Source organism: Embleya sp. NPDC025285 (assembly GCF_055558835.1).
Genome location: NZ_JBVHLU010000064.1, coordinates 18,596 through 38,509, shown reverse-complemented (window position 1 = coordinate 38,509; position 19,914 = coordinate 18,596). Strand labels below are relative to the sequence as shown.

Genomic DNA, 19,914 nt, shown 5'->3' with positions numbered 1-19,914 from the left:
GATCGGGGGCAGGCCAGGGCGATGACGGCGGTCGCGGTGGGGGACCAACGGGTGACGTCGGTGTCGATCAGGACCTGGGCGGCGTCATCGACAGACCCGATGTCCGAATGGCGCGTGCTCTTCCTGTGGGGATGTGGGCCCTCGCGGAGCCAGGTCCTGACAGGTGCGGCACGCAAGGGCCGTCTTTTCGCGAGGGCGGATGGCGAAGGGCCGGACGCCACACGGATGGCCGGGTCGGTCTGCCGGGCGAGAGCGCGGCGACGGGTACCCGCGCCTTGGCGTACGTGCGGTTTCGCGGCTCGGTATGCTTCGCGCCACGCCACGTGCGGCGGATCGGGAGGCCGAGTGAGTTCCAGGCGTTCTTCGGTGCCCCGTTCGGCGGACGGTGCCGATGTCGGCGAAGACGACGAGTTCGTCGTCAGCGGACTGCACAACCGCGCCGAGGGCGGCTTCAACCAGGTCGACATCACGGTCGAACGCTTGCCCGCTCCGGGCGGGGAGACGGCCCCGATCCTCCGCGTCGAGCGGGTGCAGAAGACCGCCGGAGACGCCTACGACTTCGTTGTCCTGCCATCCGGGGCGGTGCATCAGGCCGTCTCCGGTCACCCGGCGATGAGCTGGGTGGACCCGCTGGTGTATCAGTGGACCGATGGCGATGGCCGGGTACACCAAGAGCTCCTGCATGCCGGGGACACCGAGGCGACGCAGGCCGATCAGAGGGACGGCGAGTCCGCGCAGGCCGAGTGCTATGCGGACATGGCCGGCGTGGAGACAGCCCGGCTCGAACAGGCCCAGACCGCGGTGATCGATGCCATGCGTGACCCCGCCCGCCAGGAACACCCGCTGGTATTCGACGGCCCGTCGACGTGGGACGCCGGCCGGGTACCGGCGTTTTGGCGGTTGTTCGGCGAACTCGAGCGGCGGATCCCGGGCCTGCTCAGGTCCTGGGGCGTCCCCCCGATCGAGGAACTCCGCGCCGTGCTGGGGCCGCACATGCCCGCCACAACATCCGACGGCCCGCCGCGAATCGTGCACAACGACCCCAAACCGGGTAATCGTCTGCACAACGGCGTCCTGCATGCCGTCATCGACTGGGATATGGCCGCGGTCACCCGTGCCGCCCCCTCGCACGCCGCGGTGATGGACCTCGCGCAGGAACTCAACCTCACCGGACGAAACGCCCTCGCCCCGACCACCACGCCGCAGCAGTGGCGCCCCACCGCGGACCGCTGGATCCACGCCAACCCCCAAGCGGGCGTGGGATCCGCCGCCACCCGCGCCACCCACCCCCAGCAGGGGCACATCCCCTCGGACCATTTCGCGCGGGAGAGCGCCTACCGGTTGGCCTACTCCTTCGCCTGTGACCTCCTGCGCGGCACCGAGGGTCGCCTGTCACCGGACATAGGTGCGCGGGCCACCCGCTCCCTGCTGACGATCCTGGGCCTGCCCGCCGCTCCCGCGGAACGCATCGCGGCCGACCTCGCCCACACCGCCGGGCGGTTCCCGGTGATGCGGGCCTGGGAACTGCGCGGCGTCCTGCCCACCCCCGGCCCATGGAACGCCGCCGACCGTGCGGCCGCGCAAATCACGATGAACACCGGGATGTTCACCGCCCTGCGGAAGATCAACGGGGCGCAGATCCAGGCCGCGGCGGAAGTAGCCCGCCTCAGCGGGCGGAACGCCCGGCAGGTGCTCGACGGCACCGAACTGTCAACGTCCGTCGCACCGCGCCTTGCCGCGGATACCAGTGCCGCGTTCGGCCTTGACATCGCTCTGCGCCGGGCCAACCTCGACCGCCGCGCCACCGAGGCTCTGGTGCGCGGCGCCCAGTCCGGCCAGGTGTCGCTCAACGACCCGACCACCTGGGGGCGCGCGCCTGGCATGCCCCACCAACATCAGGCCCGATTCACCCCGGCCCGCCACGACCGCTCGCCCTCGGCAGGCACCCCCACGACACAACCGGCCCCGTCAATCGCCCTCGTGAACACGTCGGCCGCCAAAGGCTTCTCGCCGGTGCGCGCATTCGAAGCCAAGCCGGCACTTCGCTCGGAAACCGCCCCCAACGCCCCGCACGCCGGGATCGGCACCGGGCATGACCCGGGTCGAACTGCCGCATACGACAAGGGATTCGGGCACAAGCCGACCCGCCCGTCGCGCGGGCGATGAACGGCCGGCCGACCAACCGTGCGGTACTCGCGGCCGGTGCTCCGTCATGCGCCTACCGGGTCCCACCGCGATTGCCCTCCTGCGGTCGTGGACGGTCAGGATCGGCCGGCTCGCCCGGCACCAGCTCTCGCCGTCGAGCTCTGCGGCGGCCTCGTCCAAGGCATCCCAGCCCAGTTCGTCGGGGATGCCGGCACGGAGTGTCCGGGGCAGCGGCGTCACCATGTCGATCTCGGTCAGTGGCTCGGCCGGTTCCGGCATCGGTGCCGCGCTGCGGCCGGCGTCCTCCAGTCCGCGGAGGGCCGAGATCACGTCCTCCAGGCCGCCTGTCGAGGCCGTCCCCAGTGACGCGGCGAGGGTTTGACAAAACGTGGGCTGCACGGGCTGCTTCGGAGAGGTGATGCCGCCGACTATGACAGCGCCTGCCGACGGTCGTATCGGGGTCGGTTCGTCCAGGATCCAAGGGACATCCGCATCGATACCTCGGTACCGGATGTCGACGGAATTCGCCCCGCGCCGGTGTGGTGGTGTCGGCGGTCGGGTCTAGCGTGCGAGTCCTGGCAGTAGGGCTCGGAGTACGTCGAGCCGGTCCCTTCTCCGACCCCGGGGCCCTGAGGGCGGCAGCCGAACCGTCCGCCGGTCGTGAGGTTCGCCGTCCCGGCCGGTGTGCCGGAAGGCACATACCACCACCGTCAGGCCATACGGTCTCGACAAACGGTTGGCAATCACAAGCGGAAGGAGTCCCCATGCTGAGGCGGGTCGCGGAGGGCGTGCTGGTCCACCAGAGTGCGTTGCTTCGGAACAACACCGTTGTCGTGCAGGGCAGGGCGGGCGTGTTGGTCGTCGACCCCGGCATCACGGGCGACGAGATGGCCTGCCTCGCGAACGACCTTCGCGAGTTGGGGCAGCCCGTCGTCGCAGGCTTCGCGACGCATCCCGATTGGGATCACGTGCTCTGGCACGCCGATCTCGGCGAAGCGCCCCGTTACGGTACGGCCGGCTGTGCGGCTCATATGCGGGATGTGCTGTCGAACGCGGACTGGAAGGCCCGCGTAGCCGAGGGATTGCCGCCGGAGATCGCCGAGGAGACACCGCTGGACCTGTTCGGCCTCGTCACCGGTCTGCCCGCCGGAACCACGTGGATTCCCTGGGACGGCCCTCGAGTCCGGATCATCGAGCATCCGGCTCATGCCCCGGGCCACGCGGCGCTGTTGATCGAGGAACGCGGCGTTCTCGTCGCCGGCGACATGCTTTCCGACGTCCTGATTCCGATGCTCGACGACACCGCCGACCCGATCGAGGACTACCTCGTCGGACTGCGGCTGCTCGAGGGCGTGGCGGGCGAGGTGGATGTCCTCGTCCCCGGTCACGGGTCCGTCTGCGGGGCCGACCGGCTACGCGCACGCATCGACCGGGATCGGGCGTACGCCCATGCCTTGCGGGAGGGTCACACTCCCGACGACCCGCGCATCGGCCCAGCGGCAGAACCCGGCTGGGAATGGGTGCGCGACATTCACACGGGGCAACTCCGGCGCCACGCCCAGAGAAGCGAGCACGACGGGACGCCCGGCTAGCGATCGGAACCTGTGTCAGATCCCGGATTTGAGGGTCGGTTGAGTCGTACGCCGGTGGGGCGTCCGAGGACGTCGGACAGGCCGGGAAGCGGGATTGTCCGGGGTGCGGCGAGCGGCTGCGGCCGGGAGCGGGACCCCGGGCGGTGTACTGCTCGGGGGCGTGTCGGGCCAGGTCGTGGGGGAGAGGGCGGCGTCTGCGGTTGCGCACGGTCGCCGAGACGAGCGGCGTGGGCGAGGCAATGTGCCCGGTGTGCGGGGCGTGCCGGGTGGCCGGGGTGGACCGGCGCTCGACGGCGCTCCATTGCTCGGGTCGGTGCAAGGTGAGGGCCTGGCGCCCTGTCGACTGAACTATCCGCGGTATTTTCGCAGGTCAGGGCATGTTTCTGTGAGCGCTCCTGCGGCCGGATCCGGCGCAGCGGACACGGCTTGCCGAGATCAGCGAGAACCTGGCCGCCCGCATCGCCGAGGCCGAACGCGAAGCGTGGCTCGGCGAGATCGAGGGACTGCGGATCAGCCTCGCCGCGGCGCCCGCGACAAAATCGCGCAGCTCGACGCCGAAGTAGCCCGGCGGCAGCAGCGCGTGGACCTCGGCGTCCCGACGTTCCGCCGAATTGCCGGCCTGACCGTCGGGGACGAGATCTGTTAAAGCTGCATCGATCTGATGTCCGGGTTCTGGCCGGCCGTCGATCTGCGGCAGTAGCCAATGCACCGGCCTCAGTGGAACCGTGCATCGGCTAGATTCCGCTGCATGCCTGACAACTCGCCCCTGCTGGCCAGCAAAATACCTTCCTCGACGCGAATCGAGGACCTCGCGGTGGTAACGATGAACGGCGATCCCCTGGTCGTCTGCGTGGATGTGTCCTACCGCGTGTGGACCTGGGATCCGTTGCGGGATGTCTGGCGGCAACGGCCACTGCCGTTCGGATACGACCAAGACATCATCGACGACTACCCCGATGCCGAAAACCAGATCGACCAGGTGGCGGTGACCGTTGCCGGCGGGCGCGTGGTGCTGGCCGCCGGTCACGACGAACAGCCCGTCTCCTTCTGGGACTTGGAAACCGGTGAGCTGCTTCGCCGCGCAACCCTTGGCGAGGACGACTACCTTGGGGCCGTCGCCACCGTGCGGGGTCCGGGGCCGGCCCGGTTCGTGTCCTCGGGACACAACTCCGATGTCCTCCTGCTGTGGGAGGAGCCCTTCGACTCCTGGACACTGCTTGCGGAGGACGTGCACGTCTGGAGTCTCGCCACCGCGGAGATCAACGGCCGCTCACTGGTCGCCGGAGCCGATGGATCGAGCGTGTTGGCCTGGGATCTCGCCCGACCCGACCGGAAGCAAGTATTCAACACGACCGAGTCGACTTGGGCCGTCTCGTGGTCCCGCGTCGAGAACCGACCTGTGGTGGTCGCGGCGGCCGATCCCGGGCAACTGTGGGTCTGGGAACTGCCCGACACGGCCGAAGACCGCGAACATGAGGACGACGCGATCAAGCCGCGGTACGAGCCGATCAACGGCCATGACGGCCGGATCGAAGCGGTGGACACCGCCATGGTCGGCGGCCGGCCCTTGGCGGTGACCGGATCCGAGGATGCGACCGTGCGCGTCTGGGACCTGGCCGAAGGCGTCGCGGTCGGCGGCCCACTGGTCGACCACGAAGGCCGCGTGCTGGCCGTAAAGACCGCAGTGCTGCGTGGCCGCGATGTCGCGCTCAGCGCCGGCCAGGACGGCGTGATACGCGTTTGGGGTCTGCCCACATGATCACGAGCCGCCCCAAGTACCCCTACTTGGGGAGCTGCGCCGACGTGCGGTACGGATGGTCGGTGAAGTCCGTCTGATGACCTAGCGGATCAAGCAGATCAACCATGTGCGTCTGCACCGGCCCGCCCAGCCAAGTACTGATCCAGCGCAGTCAGTTAGGAAAAGGGAACGTAGGGAACCATTCGCGGACGGGGCACGGTAACCGCAACGGGAACGGTGCGCTTCTCGGGTTTCATCCAATTTCGTTCAGTTCCGGGCGAGTTGATGTGATCATGCGGTTTCGGGTCGTCCCTGCTATGGAGCGGGTCCCGTTATCTCCCCATCAGCCTCACCATCCTGACCCGCGCGGCGCGACGACACGGACACGACCTGCGGCGTAGTGCCCGAGTGACGACGATCCGCTCACGTTCGCCGTCGATTACGTCCGCGTCCACCGGAAGTCACGCCCCGCCACGCGAAGCCCCACCGCGGTCACCGACCCGGTCCTCGCGTACGAGCCCCGAGGCAGCCGGAGTTCCAATACCGCGGTGGGGTTTCGCGGCCCGTGTCTTTTCGAGGTCGAGGGTGGGCGGCGATCCCGCCCGCGTTCACCCGGCGTGCTCCGGTCGACCCGTCCCCGTCGAGATGGCGCCACGGGCTACCGGTCGACGGTGTCGAGCGCGTCGAGTGAGTCCAGGTCCACCAGGGCGTTGGTTGTGCGTTCGATGACGCTGAGGCTGGTTTCGGATGGTTGCATCTTCGGTTGGAGGGGGCCACGTCCGATCGTGTACAACCAGGCGAAGCAGGGATAGAACGTCTGACGACGGTAGGCGAGCCACGCGGCGTCGAAGTCCGGTGCCTTGACGCCGGCCGTTTCGAGCTTCTCCAGGTAGAGGCTCAGCAGATCCTTTTCCCAACTGCGCCGGTCCTCCACCGCCAGCGCGGTGGTGACGGTGTAGGTGTAGTCGAAGGCCCAGTTCCCCCGCATGACGACCTGCCAGTCGGTGAAGCCCATCCGGCCGGCGGAGGTGACGTATGTGTTGCCGACATGGCCGTCGCCGTGCAAAAGGGTCTGCGGGCCCTCGTCGGCGACCCGAAGCGACGCTTCGAGCCCTGCATAGAGAGAGTCGAACAAGGGTGTCAGCGCGTCCGGAATCACGGCCGCGGCTCGTTCCGTGCCGACTTTGGAGCGCTTCCGCATCTGGATCAGCCGATCCAGATTGTGGAAGTGATCACTGGGTTGCTTCAACCAGGAGGCGTGCTCGGTGAGTTCGGGGGCCTCCCAGTAACGCGCGTGCCAGGTGGCCATACTCGCGACCAAATCCTCGATTTGCGGGCGCGAGATGGGCGTTCGGGGCGTGCAGAAGGTGGCCCCCTTGGTCTCGCCGAGGTCTTCCATCAGCACGATCGACCGTCCGGACGCCTTGTCGGCGGCTCCGTGGTATCCATGCGGCGCCTCGATGTCGAGATCGTTCCGCAGGTGCTTGAAGAACCCGGGTTCTCCTTCGAGGACATCCGCCAGTCCCAGCGTCAGGCGCTGGGTGAAGGAAGCGGTGGTCTTCGCGAAAAGTGTCTCCGGAAGCCCGGCACGGCCGCCCGCCTCGTTGTAGGCGACGTGGATGCGCAGGCGGGTGGACGTACCGCTGGTCGCGTCCTCGACCCGGAACGACTCGATCGCCGTGCCGGGATGCCCCTCACACAGGACCGCCGTCAACCATTCCCTGGTGATCTGTCGGCCGAAGACCGGCACATCGGTCGGCCCGTTCACACGTGGCGACGAGATTCGCTCCAGGAGGAAGTGGCGACCGTAGCGCAGAACTCCCTTGGCCATGTCGAGGGCGGGACTACCGGCGTGTGTTCGGGGTGCCATGAGCGTCCTTTGCGAGATCGGGTCGGGCTGATGCCGTGGTCGGCGGGTGGCGTCGACATCGGGACGACTGGGCCGTGGCGGTCCACACGGCGGGTGCGAAGGCACCGTCGGGCAACGGGACTTCACCGTGATCGAGAACCCTCCGGCGACGGCCGGCCGGAAATCGACTCACGATCCGCGGATTCGGGCAACCGTGGCCGATGGCTCCACCGGGACGTGCAAGGGGTGCGGTCGGCCCGCAACGCCGTGACCGAACCCGTCCGTGAACCCGCCCGAAGCCACCCTGCGGCCCCGGGCGTTCGCCACGCCGGCGGCAGACTATCCAGAACATCTCGTCGAAAAAACGCAGAGGTACGAAATGCGCCGGCGCTGTCCGAAACACGAACGCTGTGGCTCAATTGTGGCGCGTCGCCACGCGGCTGTGATCAACTTTGCCGGCAGGCGCCACGGGTTATCCACACGGCCCGGCGGCTTCGGCTTGCGATGCGGTACGACGATGAGCCCGGTTCTTCCAGAGGAAGGACAGTCTGCCCGAGGCATGGAGAACCAGACGGGGGCGGTGCGACACGACTCCCGCGCCCATCCGGGTTCACCACGTCGGACAGCGGATTCGCGACTTGTCCATGGCAGCTCGGCAACCGCCCTAGCCCCACGAAGAGAGCATGAACCTACTCAATCGGGCGCACGGCCCGCGGAACCGAACCAGGCGCCGCGCGTCGATCCGCACGCTTCTGATAGTGCTCACGGTCATCCCCTCCCTGACGTTGTTGCTGTTGTGGGGCTTCACAACGCAGCGCTTGTGGAAACAGAGCGACAACCTCAACAACCAGTACAAGCTCTCTCAACGGGCGGGATTCCCCACGCTCCTGGTCCTGGGGGCACTGCAGGAAGAACGGCGGCTCAGTGCCGCGTGGCTCACCGCGCCTGACGATCCGCGGACCCTCGGGGCCCTCAAAACCCAACGGGCGCAGACCGATTCGGTCGCGGCACGATTCGAGACGCTCGCCCGGAAGGGATTGCCGGACTCCCTCGGCGACGTCCGGCGACATGCGAACACGATCCGCAGTGCCCTGTCGCTGCTGCCGGAGGCGCGCTCCCGCATCGATGCCCGCCAAGGCGGGCAGACCGACCTGCTGCGCTTCTACGACAATGGCGTGAATCTGCACGTCACGATGTTCAACGCGTTCACGTATCTCGACGACGGCCCGTTGGTCTTCCTGTCCCAGATGCCGGTCAACGCCTTCCGCGCCGACGAGATGATCGCGCGCGAAGACGTGCTGCTGATGTACTCGCCGAGGAACGGCGTCATGCCGGCCGCGGACTACGCCGAGTTCCTCCAAGCCGTGGGCAGTCGACGCACGTTGTACGACCAGATGCTGACGTTCACGCCCAAGGACCTTCGAGACGCGTTCGTCGCGATCACCCAAACTCCCGCCTGGGAGCGGATGGTCGCCGCCGAAAACTCGATGATGACCGCGCGTCCGGTCGTCTCCGGGAAAGAGCAGGGGTTCACCGTTCCGGTACGGGCGGCCGAGTGGCGCGCGGCCATGGACGAAGTGAACGCGGCACTCGACCGGTTCGCCAATCAAACAGCGCTGCGGGCCAACGGCGTCAACAAGGACAGGGCCGACGAACTGGAGCTCACCGCACGGCTGGTGGCGGTCCTCGGACTCCTCGCGGTGGTTGTCGTGGCGGTTCTCTGCTGGCGCATCACCCGCTCGCTGCGCCGCCGACTGCTCAGCCTCCGGTCCGCGACCGTGGAACTCGGCGAGGAGCGCCTGCCCATCGTCGTCGAACGGCTCCGCCGCGGGGAATCGATCGAGGAGGCCCGCGCGGCTGCGGGCGGCGCCGAACTTCCCTACGGCAACGACGAGATCGGTCAAATCGCGCACGCGTTCAAGGCGACCGAGCGGGTCGCTCTCGACAGCGCCGAGCAACTCGCCCACGAACGTCAGGGCTATGCCAAGGTCTTCTACAACGTCGCCCTGCGCACCCAATCCCTGATCAGTCGTCAGCTCAGTGAACTCGACGGCATGGAACGACGCCACCAGGATCCCGACGTACTCAAGGACCTGTTCACCCTCGATCACCTCGCCACCCGCGTCCGCCGGTACGAAGAGAACCTCGTCATCCTGAGCGGGCACCAACCGCGACGTCGGTGGAGCAAGTCGGTGCCGGTGATCGACGTCGTGCGCAGCGCGCTCGGCGAGATCGAGGACTACGAACGGGTGACGGTCACCGCGGACGCCGGCACCGCCCTCGCCGGGCCGTCGGTGGGAGCGGTGGTCCACCTCCTCGCGGAACTGATCGAGAACGCCATTTCCTTCTCGCCGCCGAAGACGCCCGTGCAAATCCGTGCGTCCAGCGCCGCCAAGGGCGTCGTGATCGAGATCGAGGATCGTGGTCTCGGCATGTCCGACACCGAATTCGACGCGATCAACGCGAACTTGGCCAATCCGGCTCCGTTCGAGGTGGTGGCGCTCGCGAAGGACGTGCGCATCGGCCTGTTCGTCGTCGCCCAACTCGCCGCGCAGCACGACATCACGGTGACCCTGCGCAGTTCACCCTACGGAGGGACCCTCGCCATCGTGTTTCTCTCCGGAGAACGGAACGTCGAACCGTCGCCGGAACCGGGTGACGACGAGGCCGGCAAGCGCGAGGAATCGGGGCCCGAACCGAGCAGTGCCCGGGGCGAGATCGACGTCGCCGAGTCGTCCCAGGACGCCCCGGCGACCGTGCTCGAACCGCCCTCCTCGCCGCAGCGACAGACCGTCACCGTGATGCCCGCGCGGGGCGAGGAAGAACGGCCCTCGGGGCGCAGACCCCTACCACGGCGAGTACCCCAGGCAGACCTGCCCGCACCGCTGCGGGGGGAGGCCCCGGTACCGGAACCGGCGAAGGAGCCACGCGAGTCGACCCCGAGGTCCCCCGAATCGGCAGCCGCGATGGTCAGCGCCTTCCGGACCGCGTCCGAACGCGCCCGCGCGGGACACCAGGCCCCACAAGTAGTCCGTACGGACGCCGCGCCGGCGTCGGACGGAGATCCGATCGACAGCACATCGGCGATTGAGGAACCACGATGAGCCAGCCCACGACCGCCACGAACAGCCGACTCGACTGGCTGCTGACAGACCTGGTCAAGCGCGTTCCGCGGACCAGGCACGCCGTCGTCCTGTCCGAGGACGGCCTGATGATCAGCCAATCCGAGACGTTCGGACGCGACGACGCGGAACAGCTCGCCGCCGCCACCTCGGGACTGCAGAGTCTGGCGCGGAGTATCGGACGGGGGTTCCAGGGCGGAGCCGTCTCCCAGACGCTCATCGAGATGGAGGACGCCTTCCTCTTCGTCACCTGTGCCGGCCGCAGCGCACATCTGGCCGTTCTCGCGGACAGCGACGCGGACGTCGGCATCGTGGCCTTCGAGATGAACACCCTGGTACAGAAGGTCGGTGAATTCCTCGGCACGGCTCCTCGGGACGACGCCGACGACCCGTCGAGAGGTGGGCCTGGGTGACCGACCTCACCGAGCCGGCCTGGGATGACGAGGCCGGACCGCTGGTCCGTCCCTTCACCTTGACGCAAGGACGCACCCGGGCCGCCCGGGACGACCTGACGCTCATCACCTTGGTGACGACCGTCGAGAAGGACGCCGAAGGAGCCGCGGAACGCCGGGAGTTGTACCCGGAGCACCTCGCGATCCTGCGCATGTGCCGTGAGCCTCAGGCCGTTGCGGAGATCGCCGCGCGTATCGACCTGCCGGTCAGCATCGCGAAGGTGATCATCGACGACCTGTTCGACGCCGGACACGTCCACGTCCGCCCACCGGTCGCCATGGCCCGGATCCCCGACCTCGAAATACTCAGGAAAGTGCGTGATGGTCTCCGCAGACTATGACCCGGGCGGCGGGGGTGTCCCCGCGAACGCAGCCGCCGTCAAGATCCTCGTATCGGGCGGCTTCGGCGTCGGCAAGACGACACTCGTCGGCTCGATCAGCGAGGTCCCGCCGTTGCGCACCGAGGAGGTGATGACCTCGGCGAGTGCATGTGTCGATGACCTCGAAGGCATCGAGGAGAAGGTCACCACCACGGTCGCACTCGACTTCGGTCGTATCACCGTCAACGACGACCTCGTGCTCTACCTCTTCGGCACACCCGGCCAAGAGCGCTTCTGGTCCATGTGGAACGACCTGGCGGTCGGTGCGCTCGGCGCGGTCGTCCTGGTCGACTCGCGTCGGCTGGGAACCAGCTTCGGCAGTATCGACTTCTTCGAACGCCGCGGTATTCCCTTCGTCGTGGGGATCAACAACTTCCACGGCCGGATGGAGTACACCGAGGACGAGATCCGCGAGGCGCTGAGCCTGAATCCTCGGGTGCCGAGCATGGTCTGTGACGTCCGCCGCCGGGATTCCTGCCGTGACCTGCTGCTCACCTTCGTCGAGCACATGATGGCCGAGGCCGGCGCCCCCGGGTAGGCCGCCACGACGGCTTCGCCCGCCGTCCGAAGACTTCGGACGGCGGGCGAAGCCGCGAGCGGCGTCACCGCCCCGAGGCAGGTGTGGAGGCCCGACCGTTGGTCCACCGGCACGACCTCGGCGCCGACGATCTCGCGTGGTCCGTCGTGGGGAGCCACCGTAAGGGTGAGAAGCTCAGCACTCATCACGGGATCCTGGAACAGACGAAACGCGTGCGGGATCGACTCCGTCGCGCCGGCGTCGTGCCGACCCCGCCCGCGTGCCCGCGCCGGCGTCCGGGCTCGTGTGCACGCGCCGGTGCACAGCCGGACGTTCAGCCGAACGCGAGGCTGCCGGCTCGGACACCGTCGGAGGGCGCCCGGGTACGTTCGCCTCGGCATCTTCGTCGGCCGGGGCGGCCTCGGTCACAACCTCTCGAGCACGAACATCGCCAGAGGCGGGGTGACCTCGGGGCCCCAGTCGAAGGTGCCCAGATCCTCGCCGTCCGTTCCGACGAGGTCTCCGTCGATGGCGATACCGAACAGATAGGGGCCCTTCCGAAAGACGACGTCACCGGAGACCAGAAACGCGTCATCGGCGCCGAAGGTGCGGCGTAGGTCCTTGAAGATCGAATCGTATTTCGACGACCGAGACTTGCGTTCCGCGTAGTCGGCCGCGAGAACCGGCTCCGTGTTGACGTCGAGGAGGTTGAGGTCGAGCTTGATCGGGTCCTTGACCGGATCGGCGGCCTGTCCCGTCTTCACCGCGAAGTGGCAGGTGTTGTTGTGCACGACCGGGCGGGGATCGTCCTTGTCCGCCGGTACCACTTCGCCGGTTGCGATCACCTCCGTGGCCCCGGGTATGGCCGCCTTGACCTCCGCGGCCTTCAGGAGCATGCAGGCGTCGGGCCAGGTCGACGGATCGTTGACGACCGGCGTCCAGGGGCCGGTGCGCTGCGGCTCCGGGGCGGCGGTCGTGGGCGCGCCGCCCGGCGCGGACGGTGCGGCCGAGGAGGTCGCGCCGGTCGTGGGCACGGCTGCCGGCGGCGATGCGGGATCCGGGTCCGAGTCGTCGCCGATGACGATCACGGCGACGGCGGCGATGACGCCGACCGCCACGGTGGCAGCGAGTCCGACGACCAGGCCACGCCGACCGCGCGGCGGAGGGGCGGGCGGCTGCGGCGCACCCGGATGGAACCCGGCCGGCGTCGGCTGCCAAGGCGGACCCGAATAGATCCCCGGGGGCGGAGTAGGCGGACTCATGCCGGGCTGGGGCCCGCCCGGTGGAGGCGTCTCGGGCCGCGGTGGCCGTCCGGGGTAATCGCCGGACATGGATGGACCTCCCGGACCTGAACGAACAGTGCGCAACAACCATGATCGTTGGCGGACATCCGGTCAAGCAGGGCGGTTCCGGGCGTGCGGAATACGGATGAGAACGCGCAAACGGGCCTTTGGAGGTGGTCGAGACGACTGTCTCACCGTCCCACGACGCTGATTCGCCGGTCGGGTGAGGTGCCACGAAGGTTCCGGACAGGGATCCGACAGGAGTACCAGGCGGCTCGGCCGAGCCGACGGCGTCTGTGCGTACGGCCCGACACCACGGCGTGGACCTCGCGGGCAGAGCGGCCTGGATGGGAGGAGTTCGAGTGGTCGTCCTCGCGAGGTTCTTCGGATCGCCGCGCGGCCGTCGAGGCCGACGCAGCCTTCGTGCGTCGCGGCGGAGCGGCCGCAAGTCGGGAATCCCCGCCGGAGGTTCGGCTCGCCTTTCGGCAGAACGGGATATGCGCGCCATGTCTTGGTTCGGGCGTCTGCGGCCGGGCTTTCGCCGATGGTCATCCCTCGTCGTGGTCTCCGGGGGCCCGCTCCGGGAACCGCCGCCGGTGCGGTGCCGTCCATCCGGACATCGACGTCGATACGGCTTCGGCCCGGGTCGACGATGCGAATACCCCACACAAGTCACACAGGGGTCGGAGCGGGGGGCCCGGTCCAGTCGGCGGTTTCCGCGAGGGGGGTCCTGCGGACGACTGGGCGGGATCCGGCACGGCCTGAAGTCCACCCGGCGCGCGCGTGCGCGGGGTATCGAAGCTTTGGGAAACGCGGGGATCCGGAGACAGAATGCGTTATCGACAGGAACAGCCCTATCAGTCGTATCCGCAGCAGATGCCGCCGCCCGGGGGCGAGCGCAGACGCGAGGAGGGACACGGCAGGCTCATGCTGGTCCTCACACTGGTGGGTACGCTCGCGACCGTGCTCAGTGTGCTGGTCGCGCTGGGCATCGGCCCGCTCGACGTGACGGGCGACGGCGGGAGCGGGGGAGGGGTCGACAACCCGCGTGCCGGTGGGGACTCGGGTCTCAGGGACGACGGCAAGCCGGCGCAGACGGGCGCGGCGTACGTCGAGACGGTGAACAGGATCTGTGGCGACAAGATCGACGGCATCACGCGACGGGTCACCGAACTCAACCAGGCCGTCGCCGATCAGGACCTGAACGCGGTCGGTCTGAGTCTGTCCCAGGCAAGTACGGAACTTGCCGCGTTGACGACGCGCATCAAGGGCGTTGCCTTGCCGACCGACCCGAACGAGGCGCGCCCGCTGCGGGAATGGCGGGACCTGTACCAAGCCAACGCCGAGGCGATGAGCAAGGCCTCCAGCGAATGGCAGGACGGCAGCTACGAAGTCGCGAGCGCCACGTTGGAGGGCGCGCCGAGCGCGGCGGCGGACGCGAAGGGGGACGAGGTGCGCATCTCCTGCCCGTGACGCCCGTGCCGTGCTGCGGACGGTGCGGTCGGCGTGATGAGGGGTGCCGGGGCCGGTGGCCGCCGGTCTACGTCAACCCGGCCCCGGCGCGGGTGGTTCACCGACCCACGGGCCCCGGCGGTAGGAGCGGGAGAACCGCTCCTTCCGTCACCGGTGAACGCTCGCCGCCGCGTACCGATGCCGTTCTGCCGAACGCATCGAGTTGTACGCGGACACACGGGGGTCGCCGGCCGGCGGCACGGCAGAGCGGGGACTACACGCGGCGGAGCGGGCGGGCCGGGGTCACGTGCCGCAGGTGGACGAGGATGTCGACCCACTCGGCCAGGGATCCTCCCGTCATGTGGTGGGCGGTGTCGTGGGCCGGGTCGTGGCGCGGTCCGACGACCCGGGTCTTGGCGGTCCGGGCGAGCCAGTCGGCGACCGGGTGCGGGGGTTCGCGTGAAGGCCGGCCCCGACGAGGCGGACCGGATCGTCCGGGTGGGCCTGGTTGAACGCGCGCATCCACCGGAGGAGGGCCAGTGTTCAAGTCCAGTAGAGGTCAAGCACCGCGTCAGCCTTCCGCTACGGGAACGATGGACGGCCGGCGGGGTGTCCGGCCGCGTCGTCGACGCCGTTGCCGGCCGCTCTTGCTTGTCAGATGAGGAGTAGTCGGCACCATGTGTCGGCGAGCCATTGTTCGAACCTTTCGGGTGGCCAGCGGCGGTCCTCGACCAGCAGGCAGTAGAACTCGGGCGAGTTGGTGGCCCAGATGACGTCGGCCACCTCGTCCGGGTCGAGTTCGGGTCGCAGTTGTCCGGTGGCTGCCAGGTCGCGGGCGAGCAGTCGCATGTTGTCCGCGCGGCGCAGGGTGATGTCCTGCCAGATCCTGGCGACTTCGGGGGGTCCGGTGCGGGCGACGCGCAGCAGCGGTGCGAGTCGGGCGTGCATCTCCCGGATGGCCCGTGCGTAGCGGCGAAGTTTGCGGGCCGCGTCCGGCTCGGCGCGCATCTCGCGCACGTAGTCGCGTCGAGCCGCGGGAACGGCGTCGTCGGTGCCGGAGACGGCGGCCTCCACCAGGTGCAGGAACAGCGCGGGTTTGCGGCCGGCGACCGTGTAGACGGTGTCGACCGCGACGCCCGCGGACTCGGCGAGTTGCGCCATGGTGGTCGCCGCGTAGCCGTGTTCGACGAACAGCCGCGTGGCCGCGTCCAGGATCGCGCGACGGGTCTCCTGCGCCGCCGCTCGGCGGCGGCTGGTGTCGTATTGCCTCTTGTGCTCTCTGTCCACACGGTCGATGCTAATCGTATTCATCCGAAAGAGCTTCGGTTGAATATGAGGGATGTGGTTCCGTGACGTACGCGTTCACCTTCGAGGTGCCGATCGACCCGGCCACCTACGCACGCATCAAGGAGGCGTTGGGGTCGGAGAAGCCCCCCGGGCTGGTGGCCCACCTCGTCCACCGCACACCGGGCGGGCTGCGGTACACGGATGTCTGGGAGTCGGAGGCCCACTGGAGGAGGTTCGCCGGGGAGCGCCTGCATCCGGTCGTGGATCGTGTGGTCACCGCGGCGCTGGGTTTCCGCCCCCCCGAGCCTGTGGTCGAACACCTGGAGATGGTCGACGCCTGGATCGGCGACTGACACTCGCCGACAGCGGCAGCGACCGCCCGCCAAGGCTGGCCCCGCTTCACGACCCCGCTCGGGACCTCGACGAAGCCGCCCACAAACTGGTCGCGAAGATCGGCCCGGCCAACCCGGCCGACGACATCGCCCTGCTTCTGGCGCGGGTACGAACCGTGGCCTCCCGTGACGTCGCGGCCTGGGAGATCCCCGCCGATCCGGCCGCCGTCGCCGGTGCGCGTGAGCTGGTCACCCGACAACTCACCGCGTGGGGGCTGGAGGACGCGGCCTTCACCACCGAACTCGTCGCCAGCGAACTCGTGACCAACGCGATCCGCTACGCCGGCGGGCCGGTGGTGCTACGCCTGATCCGCGACAAGATGCTCGTGTGCGAGGTGTCCGACCCCAGCAACACCCAGCCCCGGCTGCGGCGTGCCAAGTGGAGTGACGAAGGCGGGCGAGGCCTGTTCCTGGTCGCCCAACTCACCACCCGGTGGGGCAGCCGCTACGGCCCCACGGGGAAGACCATCTGGACCGAGCAACCCCTGGGCGGCATCATGCCGTAAGGGCAGCCGTGGCCCCGGTGCGCGCCGTGTCCCGCGCCCTCGCCCTGCGAATCCCGGCTCGCCCCCCACCGACATCGACGTCGGCGTTCTGCCGGTGGCCGCGCGAGTGCTCGGACGCGTCTGGGACATGGGGGCCGGACGGCGGGCCCGGCTCTGGTCCGCGGTGCCGTCGGAGACCATTCCCCGTCGGGTTTGGTAGGTGGTTCCGGCGTTACGGCTCCACCCGGATTCCGCACCGAGTGCTCGCGGGAAGGGCTGTTCATCCGTGGGTTCGGCATCCGCCGACGTTCGAACCGGGGCATGTCCGATCAGGTCGGCGTTTCTCCCGCGGCCGCCCGGCGGCTCAGTGTCGCCTCCATGGCGGCGGTGACGTATTCGAGCAGTTCCGCCAGTTCCGAGCGCTGGCGGCCGGAAAGGCCGCTGAGGACCTCCTGCATGAGCGCGTAGCGGTCGCGCTGGATCCGGCGGCTGATGCGGCGACCCGCGGCGGTGGCCTGGACGATGACGTACCGCCGGTCGCCCTCGTCCGGCCGCCGTTCGGCCAAGCCGAGTTTGAGGAGGCGGTCGGTCGTGCGGCTGGCCGCGCCCCGGTCGATGTCGAGTGCCTCCGCGAACTCGTGCATGCGCCACTCGGGCCGCGACGCGAGGGTTTCCAGCGCGTCGACCTGGGTGGGAGTGAGTTCCTTTCCGCCGGAGCCGTACAGCGAATGCGCCAGCTCGGCGTGTGCCGGGCTGCGGGAGAACTGCTGGATGGCCCGGATCACACGGTCGCCGGAATCCTCGCCGCCGGCGTCCGCGGCGGCGGGTTCGGCCGGGGGTCGGGAAGCGTTCGGTGTGCTGCGGGCACGGCGATCAACCATGGCAGAACGGTACCGGTTGACCGGTGATTCCCCTGGTCCGAGGTGCCTGTTCACATTCAAGGAATGCCTAGGGCAACTCTTGCCTTAGGCATCTACTCCGGATACGTTGCGGGCAAGGAACGGGCGAGGCCGTCGGGGATTCCCCGGCGTTCCGCAGGCTCGCAGAGACGCCGCGGCACGCCGGAGGACCCGCCGGTCGTCGTGGACGTCATGGCGGCCACCACAGACCACCGTCCGGGCGCGGTGCGCACCCACCTCCGGCGAACCCACCTCCGGCGAACCCACCTCCGGCGAACCCACCTCCGGCGCACCGACCTCCGGCGCACTCACCTCCGGCGCGTCCGGCGCCGAACGCAACGACCGGGAGAACAGACATGAGTACCAACGACATCGCCGTGCGCGGTGGGAGGGTCGTCGACGGCACCGGCGGACCTTCGCGCCGCGCCGACATCGGCATCCGCGACGGGCGCGTCACCGAGATCGAGGACACCGTGACGGGCCGGCACGAGATCGACGCCACCGGGCGCCTCGTCGTGCCGGGCTTCCTCGACATCCACACCCACTACGACCCGCAGGTCCTGTGGGACGGGCTCCTGACGCCGTCGTCGTGGCACGGGGTCACCGCAGTCGTGGCCGGCAACTGCGGCTACAGCCTCGCCCCCGCCCGTCCACAGGACCGCCGTTCGCTGCTCGGCACGCTGGAGATGGTCGAGGACATGCGCGGCGCGACCCTCGCGGCCGGGGTGGCATGGGACTTCGAGACCTACCCCGAATACCTGGACGCCGTGCGGCGGCGCGGGACGGCGATCCACTTCGGGGGATTCGTGGGGCATACCGCCGTCCGCACGTACGTGATGGGCGAGGGGGCGTACGAACGCCCCGCCACCGACGACGAACTCGCCCGAATGCGCGCTGTCGTCGCCGACGCGCTCCGCGGCGGCGCTCTCGGATTCTCCAGCGACCGCGCCGGCTTCCACCTCGGCGACGGCGGCCGCCTGGTCCCGTCCATGGTCGCCACCCAGGAGGAGGTCGAAGCGCTCGCGTCCGTCACCGCCGAGGTCGGCCTCGGCATCGTGCACATCGCGACCGGGGAGAACTACCGCTGGGTGTACGACTTCCAGCGCCGCCTCGGCCGCCCGCTGACCTGGACGTCGATCCTCACCTACCCGGAGGGAACGGCCTCCCGGGCGCCGTACCGGGACAAGCTCGCCGATCATCTACGGGGCCGCCGTGACGGCGCGGACGTCTGGGCGCAGGTCACCTGTCGACCCATCACCCAGGAGTTCTCCGTCGCCGAGCCGACCTCCTTCTACGCGCTGCCCGCGTTCGCCGACCTGGTCGCCGTGCCCGTCGACCGCCGCGACACCGTCTTCCAGGACCGGACCTGGAGGGCGCGTGCCTGGGACGAGTTCGAGAGCGGCCGGTGGCTCGACCCGCGCTGGCAGACCATCACGGTCACACACTCGCCCTCGCGCCCGGACCTGGTCGGCGCGCCGGTCGCGGCGATCGCCGCCGAACGCGACACCACGCCCTTCGACGTCATCTGCGACCTCGCCCTCGACGACGCTCTGGCGAGCCGCTTCACCGTCACCTTCGCCAACGACGACAAGGACGGCGTCACCACACTCATCCGCGGCGAAGGCTGCATCATGGGCCTGTCCGACGCCGGAGCGCACGTCGGACAGATCTGCGACGCCGTCATGCCCACCGACTTCCTCGCCAACTGGGTCCGCGACCGCGACGTCCTGCCGCTCGAACACGGCATCCACAAACTCACCGGGGAGATCGCCGACGTGCTCGGCGTCGACCGCGGACGGCTGCGCCCAGGGGGCCACGCCGACCTCGTCGTTGTCGACTACGACGCCCTTTCCCCGGGCCCGACCCGACGGGTGCGCGACCTGCCCGCCGACGGAGAACGCCTCATCGCCGACGCGCCCACCGGACTCGACCACATCCTCGTGGCCGGCGTCGCGATCCGCGAGCACGGCACGCAGGTCACCGACCGCTTGGACCGCCTGCCCGGCACCATCCTGCGCAGCGGCGCCCGGGACGCGGAGTGAGCACGATGCCCTGCGACCGCTCGGCCCCCATCACGATCCGCGTCACGGACACGGACCGGTCCAGCCGCTTCCACCGGGACAACCGCCGCGTCACCGAAGCGCGCGAACCGACCATCGACCGCTCGCACTCGTTCGAGGAACACGGCATCACCGGCGCGACGCCGCACGCCCTCTTCCTCCGCCGCGACGGCGCGGTCGTTGAACTCGACGGCCACGCGGCCCCGCTCGGCACCCCCATCAGCGCGCCCTGATCACCGCACCCCGAATCTCCGGAGGCAT

General features: G+C 69.3%; 17 protein-coding genes and 1 pseudogene. 13 read left to right on the top strand and 5 right to left on the bottom strand.

Translation table 11 applies throughout. The features are described from left to right. The first annotated feature begins 345 nt into the window (after nucleotides 1–345). Complete coding sequence (locus ACZ4FV_RS33785) at nucleotides 346–2,166, top strand: protein kinase family protein (protein ID WP_402235598.1); 1,821 nt, start codon at nucleotides 346–348, stop codon at nucleotides 2,164–2,166. Between the two features lie 743 nt (nucleotides 2,167–2,909). After that, nucleotides 2,910–3,737: an MBL fold metallo-hydrolase gene (locus ACZ4FV_RS33780; protein WP_395868573.1), complete on the top strand. Its 828-nt coding sequence runs from the start codon at nucleotides 2,910–2,912 to the stop codon at nucleotides 3,735–3,737. Nucleotides 3,738–4,107: 370 nt separating this feature from the next. Here ACZ4FV_RS33780 and ACZ4FV_RS33775 read toward each other — a convergent pair whose 3' ends face one another. Continuing rightward, complete coding sequence (locus tag ACZ4FV_RS33775) at nucleotides 4,108–4,446, bottom strand: hypothetical protein (RefSeq protein ID WP_402235601.1); 339 nt, start codon at nucleotides 4,444–4,446, stop codon at nucleotides 4,108–4,110. Nucleotides 4,447–4,485: 39 nt separating this feature from the next. Between ACZ4FV_RS33775 and ACZ4FV_RS33770 the strand changes: the two genes are divergently transcribed. Then, entirely contained in the window at nucleotides 4,486–5,496 is a 1,011-nt protein-coding gene (locus ACZ4FV_RS33770; protein WP_395868571.1) for a WD40 repeat domain-containing protein, read from the top strand. Nucleotides 5,497–6,133: 637 nt separating this feature from the next. Here ACZ4FV_RS33770 and ACZ4FV_RS33765 read toward each other — a convergent pair. Continuing rightward, complete coding sequence (locus tag ACZ4FV_RS33765; RefSeq protein WP_465324045.1) at nucleotides 6,134–7,345, bottom strand: phosphotransferase; 1,212 nt, start codon at nucleotides 7,343–7,345, stop codon at nucleotides 6,134–6,136. A gap of 737 nt (nucleotides 7,346–8,082) precedes the next feature. On the opposite strand from ACZ4FV_RS33765, the gene ACZ4FV_RS33760 reads away from it, so the two are divergent. The 4 genes from ACZ4FV_RS33760 to ACZ4FV_RS33745 are packed head-to-tail and all read left to right on the top strand — an operon-like array spanning nucleotide 8,083 to nucleotide 11,816. Further along, nucleotides 8,083–10,428, top strand: a complete 2,346-nt coding sequence (locus tag ACZ4FV_RS33760) for a sensor histidine kinase (RefSeq protein WP_465324044.1) — start codon at nucleotides 8,083–8,085, stop codon at nucleotides 10,426–10,428. After that, nucleotides 10,425–10,859, top strand: coding sequence for a roadblock/LC7 domain-containing protein (locus tag ACZ4FV_RS33755; protein WP_395868560.1), 435 nt, complete (start codon nucleotides 10,425–10,427; stop codon nucleotides 10,857–10,859). The genes ACZ4FV_RS33760 and ACZ4FV_RS33755 overlap by 4 nt, the downstream gene beginning before the upstream one ends. Continuing rightward, the gene (locus ACZ4FV_RS33750) at nucleotides 10,856–11,239 is read left to right on the top strand and encodes a DUF742 domain-containing protein (protein ID WP_395868558.1); all 384 of its coding nucleotides are present in this window, start codon (nucleotides 10,856–10,858) and stop codon (nucleotides 11,237–11,239) included. Before ACZ4FV_RS33755 ends, ACZ4FV_RS33750 begins: the two co-directional genes overlap by 4 nt. Further along, nucleotides 11,220–11,816: a GTP-binding protein gene (locus ACZ4FV_RS33745; protein WP_395868556.1), complete on the top strand. Its 597-nt coding sequence runs from the start codon at nucleotides 11,220–11,222 to the stop codon at nucleotides 11,814–11,816. The genes ACZ4FV_RS33750 and ACZ4FV_RS33745 overlap by 20 nt, the downstream gene beginning before the upstream one ends. Before the next feature lie 404 nt (nucleotides 11,817–12,220). On the opposite strand, the gene ACZ4FV_RS33740 is transcribed toward ACZ4FV_RS33745, so the two are convergent. After that, complete coding sequence (locus tag ACZ4FV_RS33740) at nucleotides 12,221–12,913, bottom strand: hypothetical protein (RefSeq protein WP_402235613.1); 693 nt, start codon at nucleotides 12,911–12,913, stop codon at nucleotides 12,221–12,223. A gap of 996 nt (nucleotides 12,914–13,909) precedes the next feature. Here ACZ4FV_RS33740 and ACZ4FV_RS33735 point away from each other — a divergent pair. Continuing rightward, the gene (locus tag ACZ4FV_RS33735; protein WP_402235614.1) at nucleotides 13,910–14,551 is read left to right on the top strand and encodes a hypothetical protein; all 642 of its coding nucleotides are present in this window, start codon (nucleotides 13,910–13,912) and stop codon (nucleotides 14,549–14,551) included. Nucleotides 14,552–15,184: 633 nt separating this feature from the next. Here ACZ4FV_RS33735 and ACZ4FV_RS33730 read toward each other — a convergent pair. Beyond that, nucleotides 15,185–15,817: a TetR/AcrR family transcriptional regulator gene (locus ACZ4FV_RS33730; protein ID WP_402235616.1), complete on the bottom strand. Its 633-nt coding sequence runs from the start codon at nucleotides 15,815–15,817 to the stop codon at nucleotides 15,185–15,187. A gap of 62 nt (nucleotides 15,818–15,879) precedes the next feature. On the opposite strand from ACZ4FV_RS33730, the gene ACZ4FV_RS33725 reads away from it, so the two are divergent. Next, entirely contained in the window at nucleotides 15,880–16,170 is a 291-nt protein-coding gene (locus tag ACZ4FV_RS33725; protein ID WP_402235617.1) for a hypothetical protein, read from the top strand. 32 nt (nucleotides 16,171–16,202) lie between these two features. Further along, a pseudogene (locus tag ACZ4FV_RS33720) lies at nucleotides 16,203–16,715 on the top strand (ATP-binding protein); the annotation flags it as partial. 308 nt (nucleotides 16,716–17,023) lie between these two features. On the opposite strand, the gene ACZ4FV_RS33715 reads toward ACZ4FV_RS33720, so the two are convergent. Continuing rightward, on the bottom strand, nucleotides 17,024–17,575 hold the full coding sequence (locus ACZ4FV_RS33715) for a MarR family winged helix-turn-helix transcriptional regulator (RefSeq protein WP_402235620.1): 552 nt from the start codon (nucleotides 17,573–17,575) through the stop codon (nucleotides 17,024–17,026). Between the two features lie 63 nt (nucleotides 17,576–17,638). Between ACZ4FV_RS33715 and ACZ4FV_RS33710 the strand changes: the two genes are divergently transcribed. Genes ACZ4FV_RS33710 through ACZ4FV_RS33700 form a run of 3 tightly spaced genes read left to right on the top strand, consistent with a single transcriptional unit; the run spans nucleotide 17,639 to nucleotide 19,886 of the window. Beyond that, nucleotides 17,639–17,953 (top strand): pentapeptide repeat-containing protein, encoded by a 315-nt coding sequence (locus tag ACZ4FV_RS33710; protein ID WP_465324043.1) that lies wholly within the window; start codon nucleotides 17,639–17,641, stop codon nucleotides 17,951–17,953. Further along, nucleotides 17,950–19,635, top strand: coding sequence for an N-acyl-D-amino-acid deacylase family protein (locus ACZ4FV_RS33705; protein WP_465324042.1), 1,686 nt, complete (start codon nucleotides 17,950–17,952; stop codon nucleotides 19,633–19,635). The genes ACZ4FV_RS33710 and ACZ4FV_RS33705 overlap by 4 nt, the downstream gene beginning before the upstream one ends. Further along, a complete protein-coding gene (locus tag ACZ4FV_RS33700; RefSeq protein ID WP_465324041.1) occupies nucleotides 19,632–19,886 on the top strand; it encodes a hypothetical protein in 255 nt (84 codons plus the stop codon). Before ACZ4FV_RS33705 ends, ACZ4FV_RS33700 begins: the two co-directional genes overlap by 4 nt. Nucleotides 19,887–19,914 lie beyond the last annotated feature (28 nt).

Coding starts and splice junctions, on each gene's coding strand:
- ACZ4FV_RS33715 (WP_402235620.1), bottom strand. CDS start 17,575: ATGGTTGATCGCCGTGCCCGCAGCACACCGAACGCTTCCCGACCCCCG.
- ACZ4FV_RS33755 (WP_395868560.1), top strand. CDS start 10,425: ATGAGCCAGCCCACGACCGCCACGAACAGCCGACTCGACTGGCTGCTG.
- ACZ4FV_RS33705 (WP_465324042.1), top strand. CDS start 17,950: ATGAGTACCAACGACATCGCCGTGCGCGGTGGGAGGGTCGTCGACGGC.
- ACZ4FV_RS33745 (WP_395868556.1), top strand. CDS start 11,220: ATGGTCTCCGCAGACTATGACCCGGGCGGCGGGGGTGTCCCCGCGAAC.
- ACZ4FV_RS33735 (WP_402235614.1), top strand. CDS start 13,910: ATGCGTTATCGACAGGAACAGCCCTATCAGTCGTATCCGCAGCAGATG.
- ACZ4FV_RS33710 (WP_465324043.1), top strand. CDS start 17,639: ATGCCTAGGGCAACTCTTGCCTTAGGCATCTACTCCGGATACGTTGCG.
- ACZ4FV_RS33780 (WP_395868573.1), top strand. CDS start 2,910: ATGCTGAGGCGGGTCGCGGAGGGCGTGCTGGTCCACCAGAGTGCGTTG.
- ACZ4FV_RS33770 (WP_395868571.1), top strand. CDS start 4,486: ATGCCTGACAACTCGCCCCTGCTGGCCAGCAAAATACCTTCCTCGACG.
- ACZ4FV_RS33765 (WP_465324045.1), bottom strand. CDS start 7,345: ATGGCACCCCGAACACACGCCGGTAGTCCCGCCCTCGACATGGCCAAG.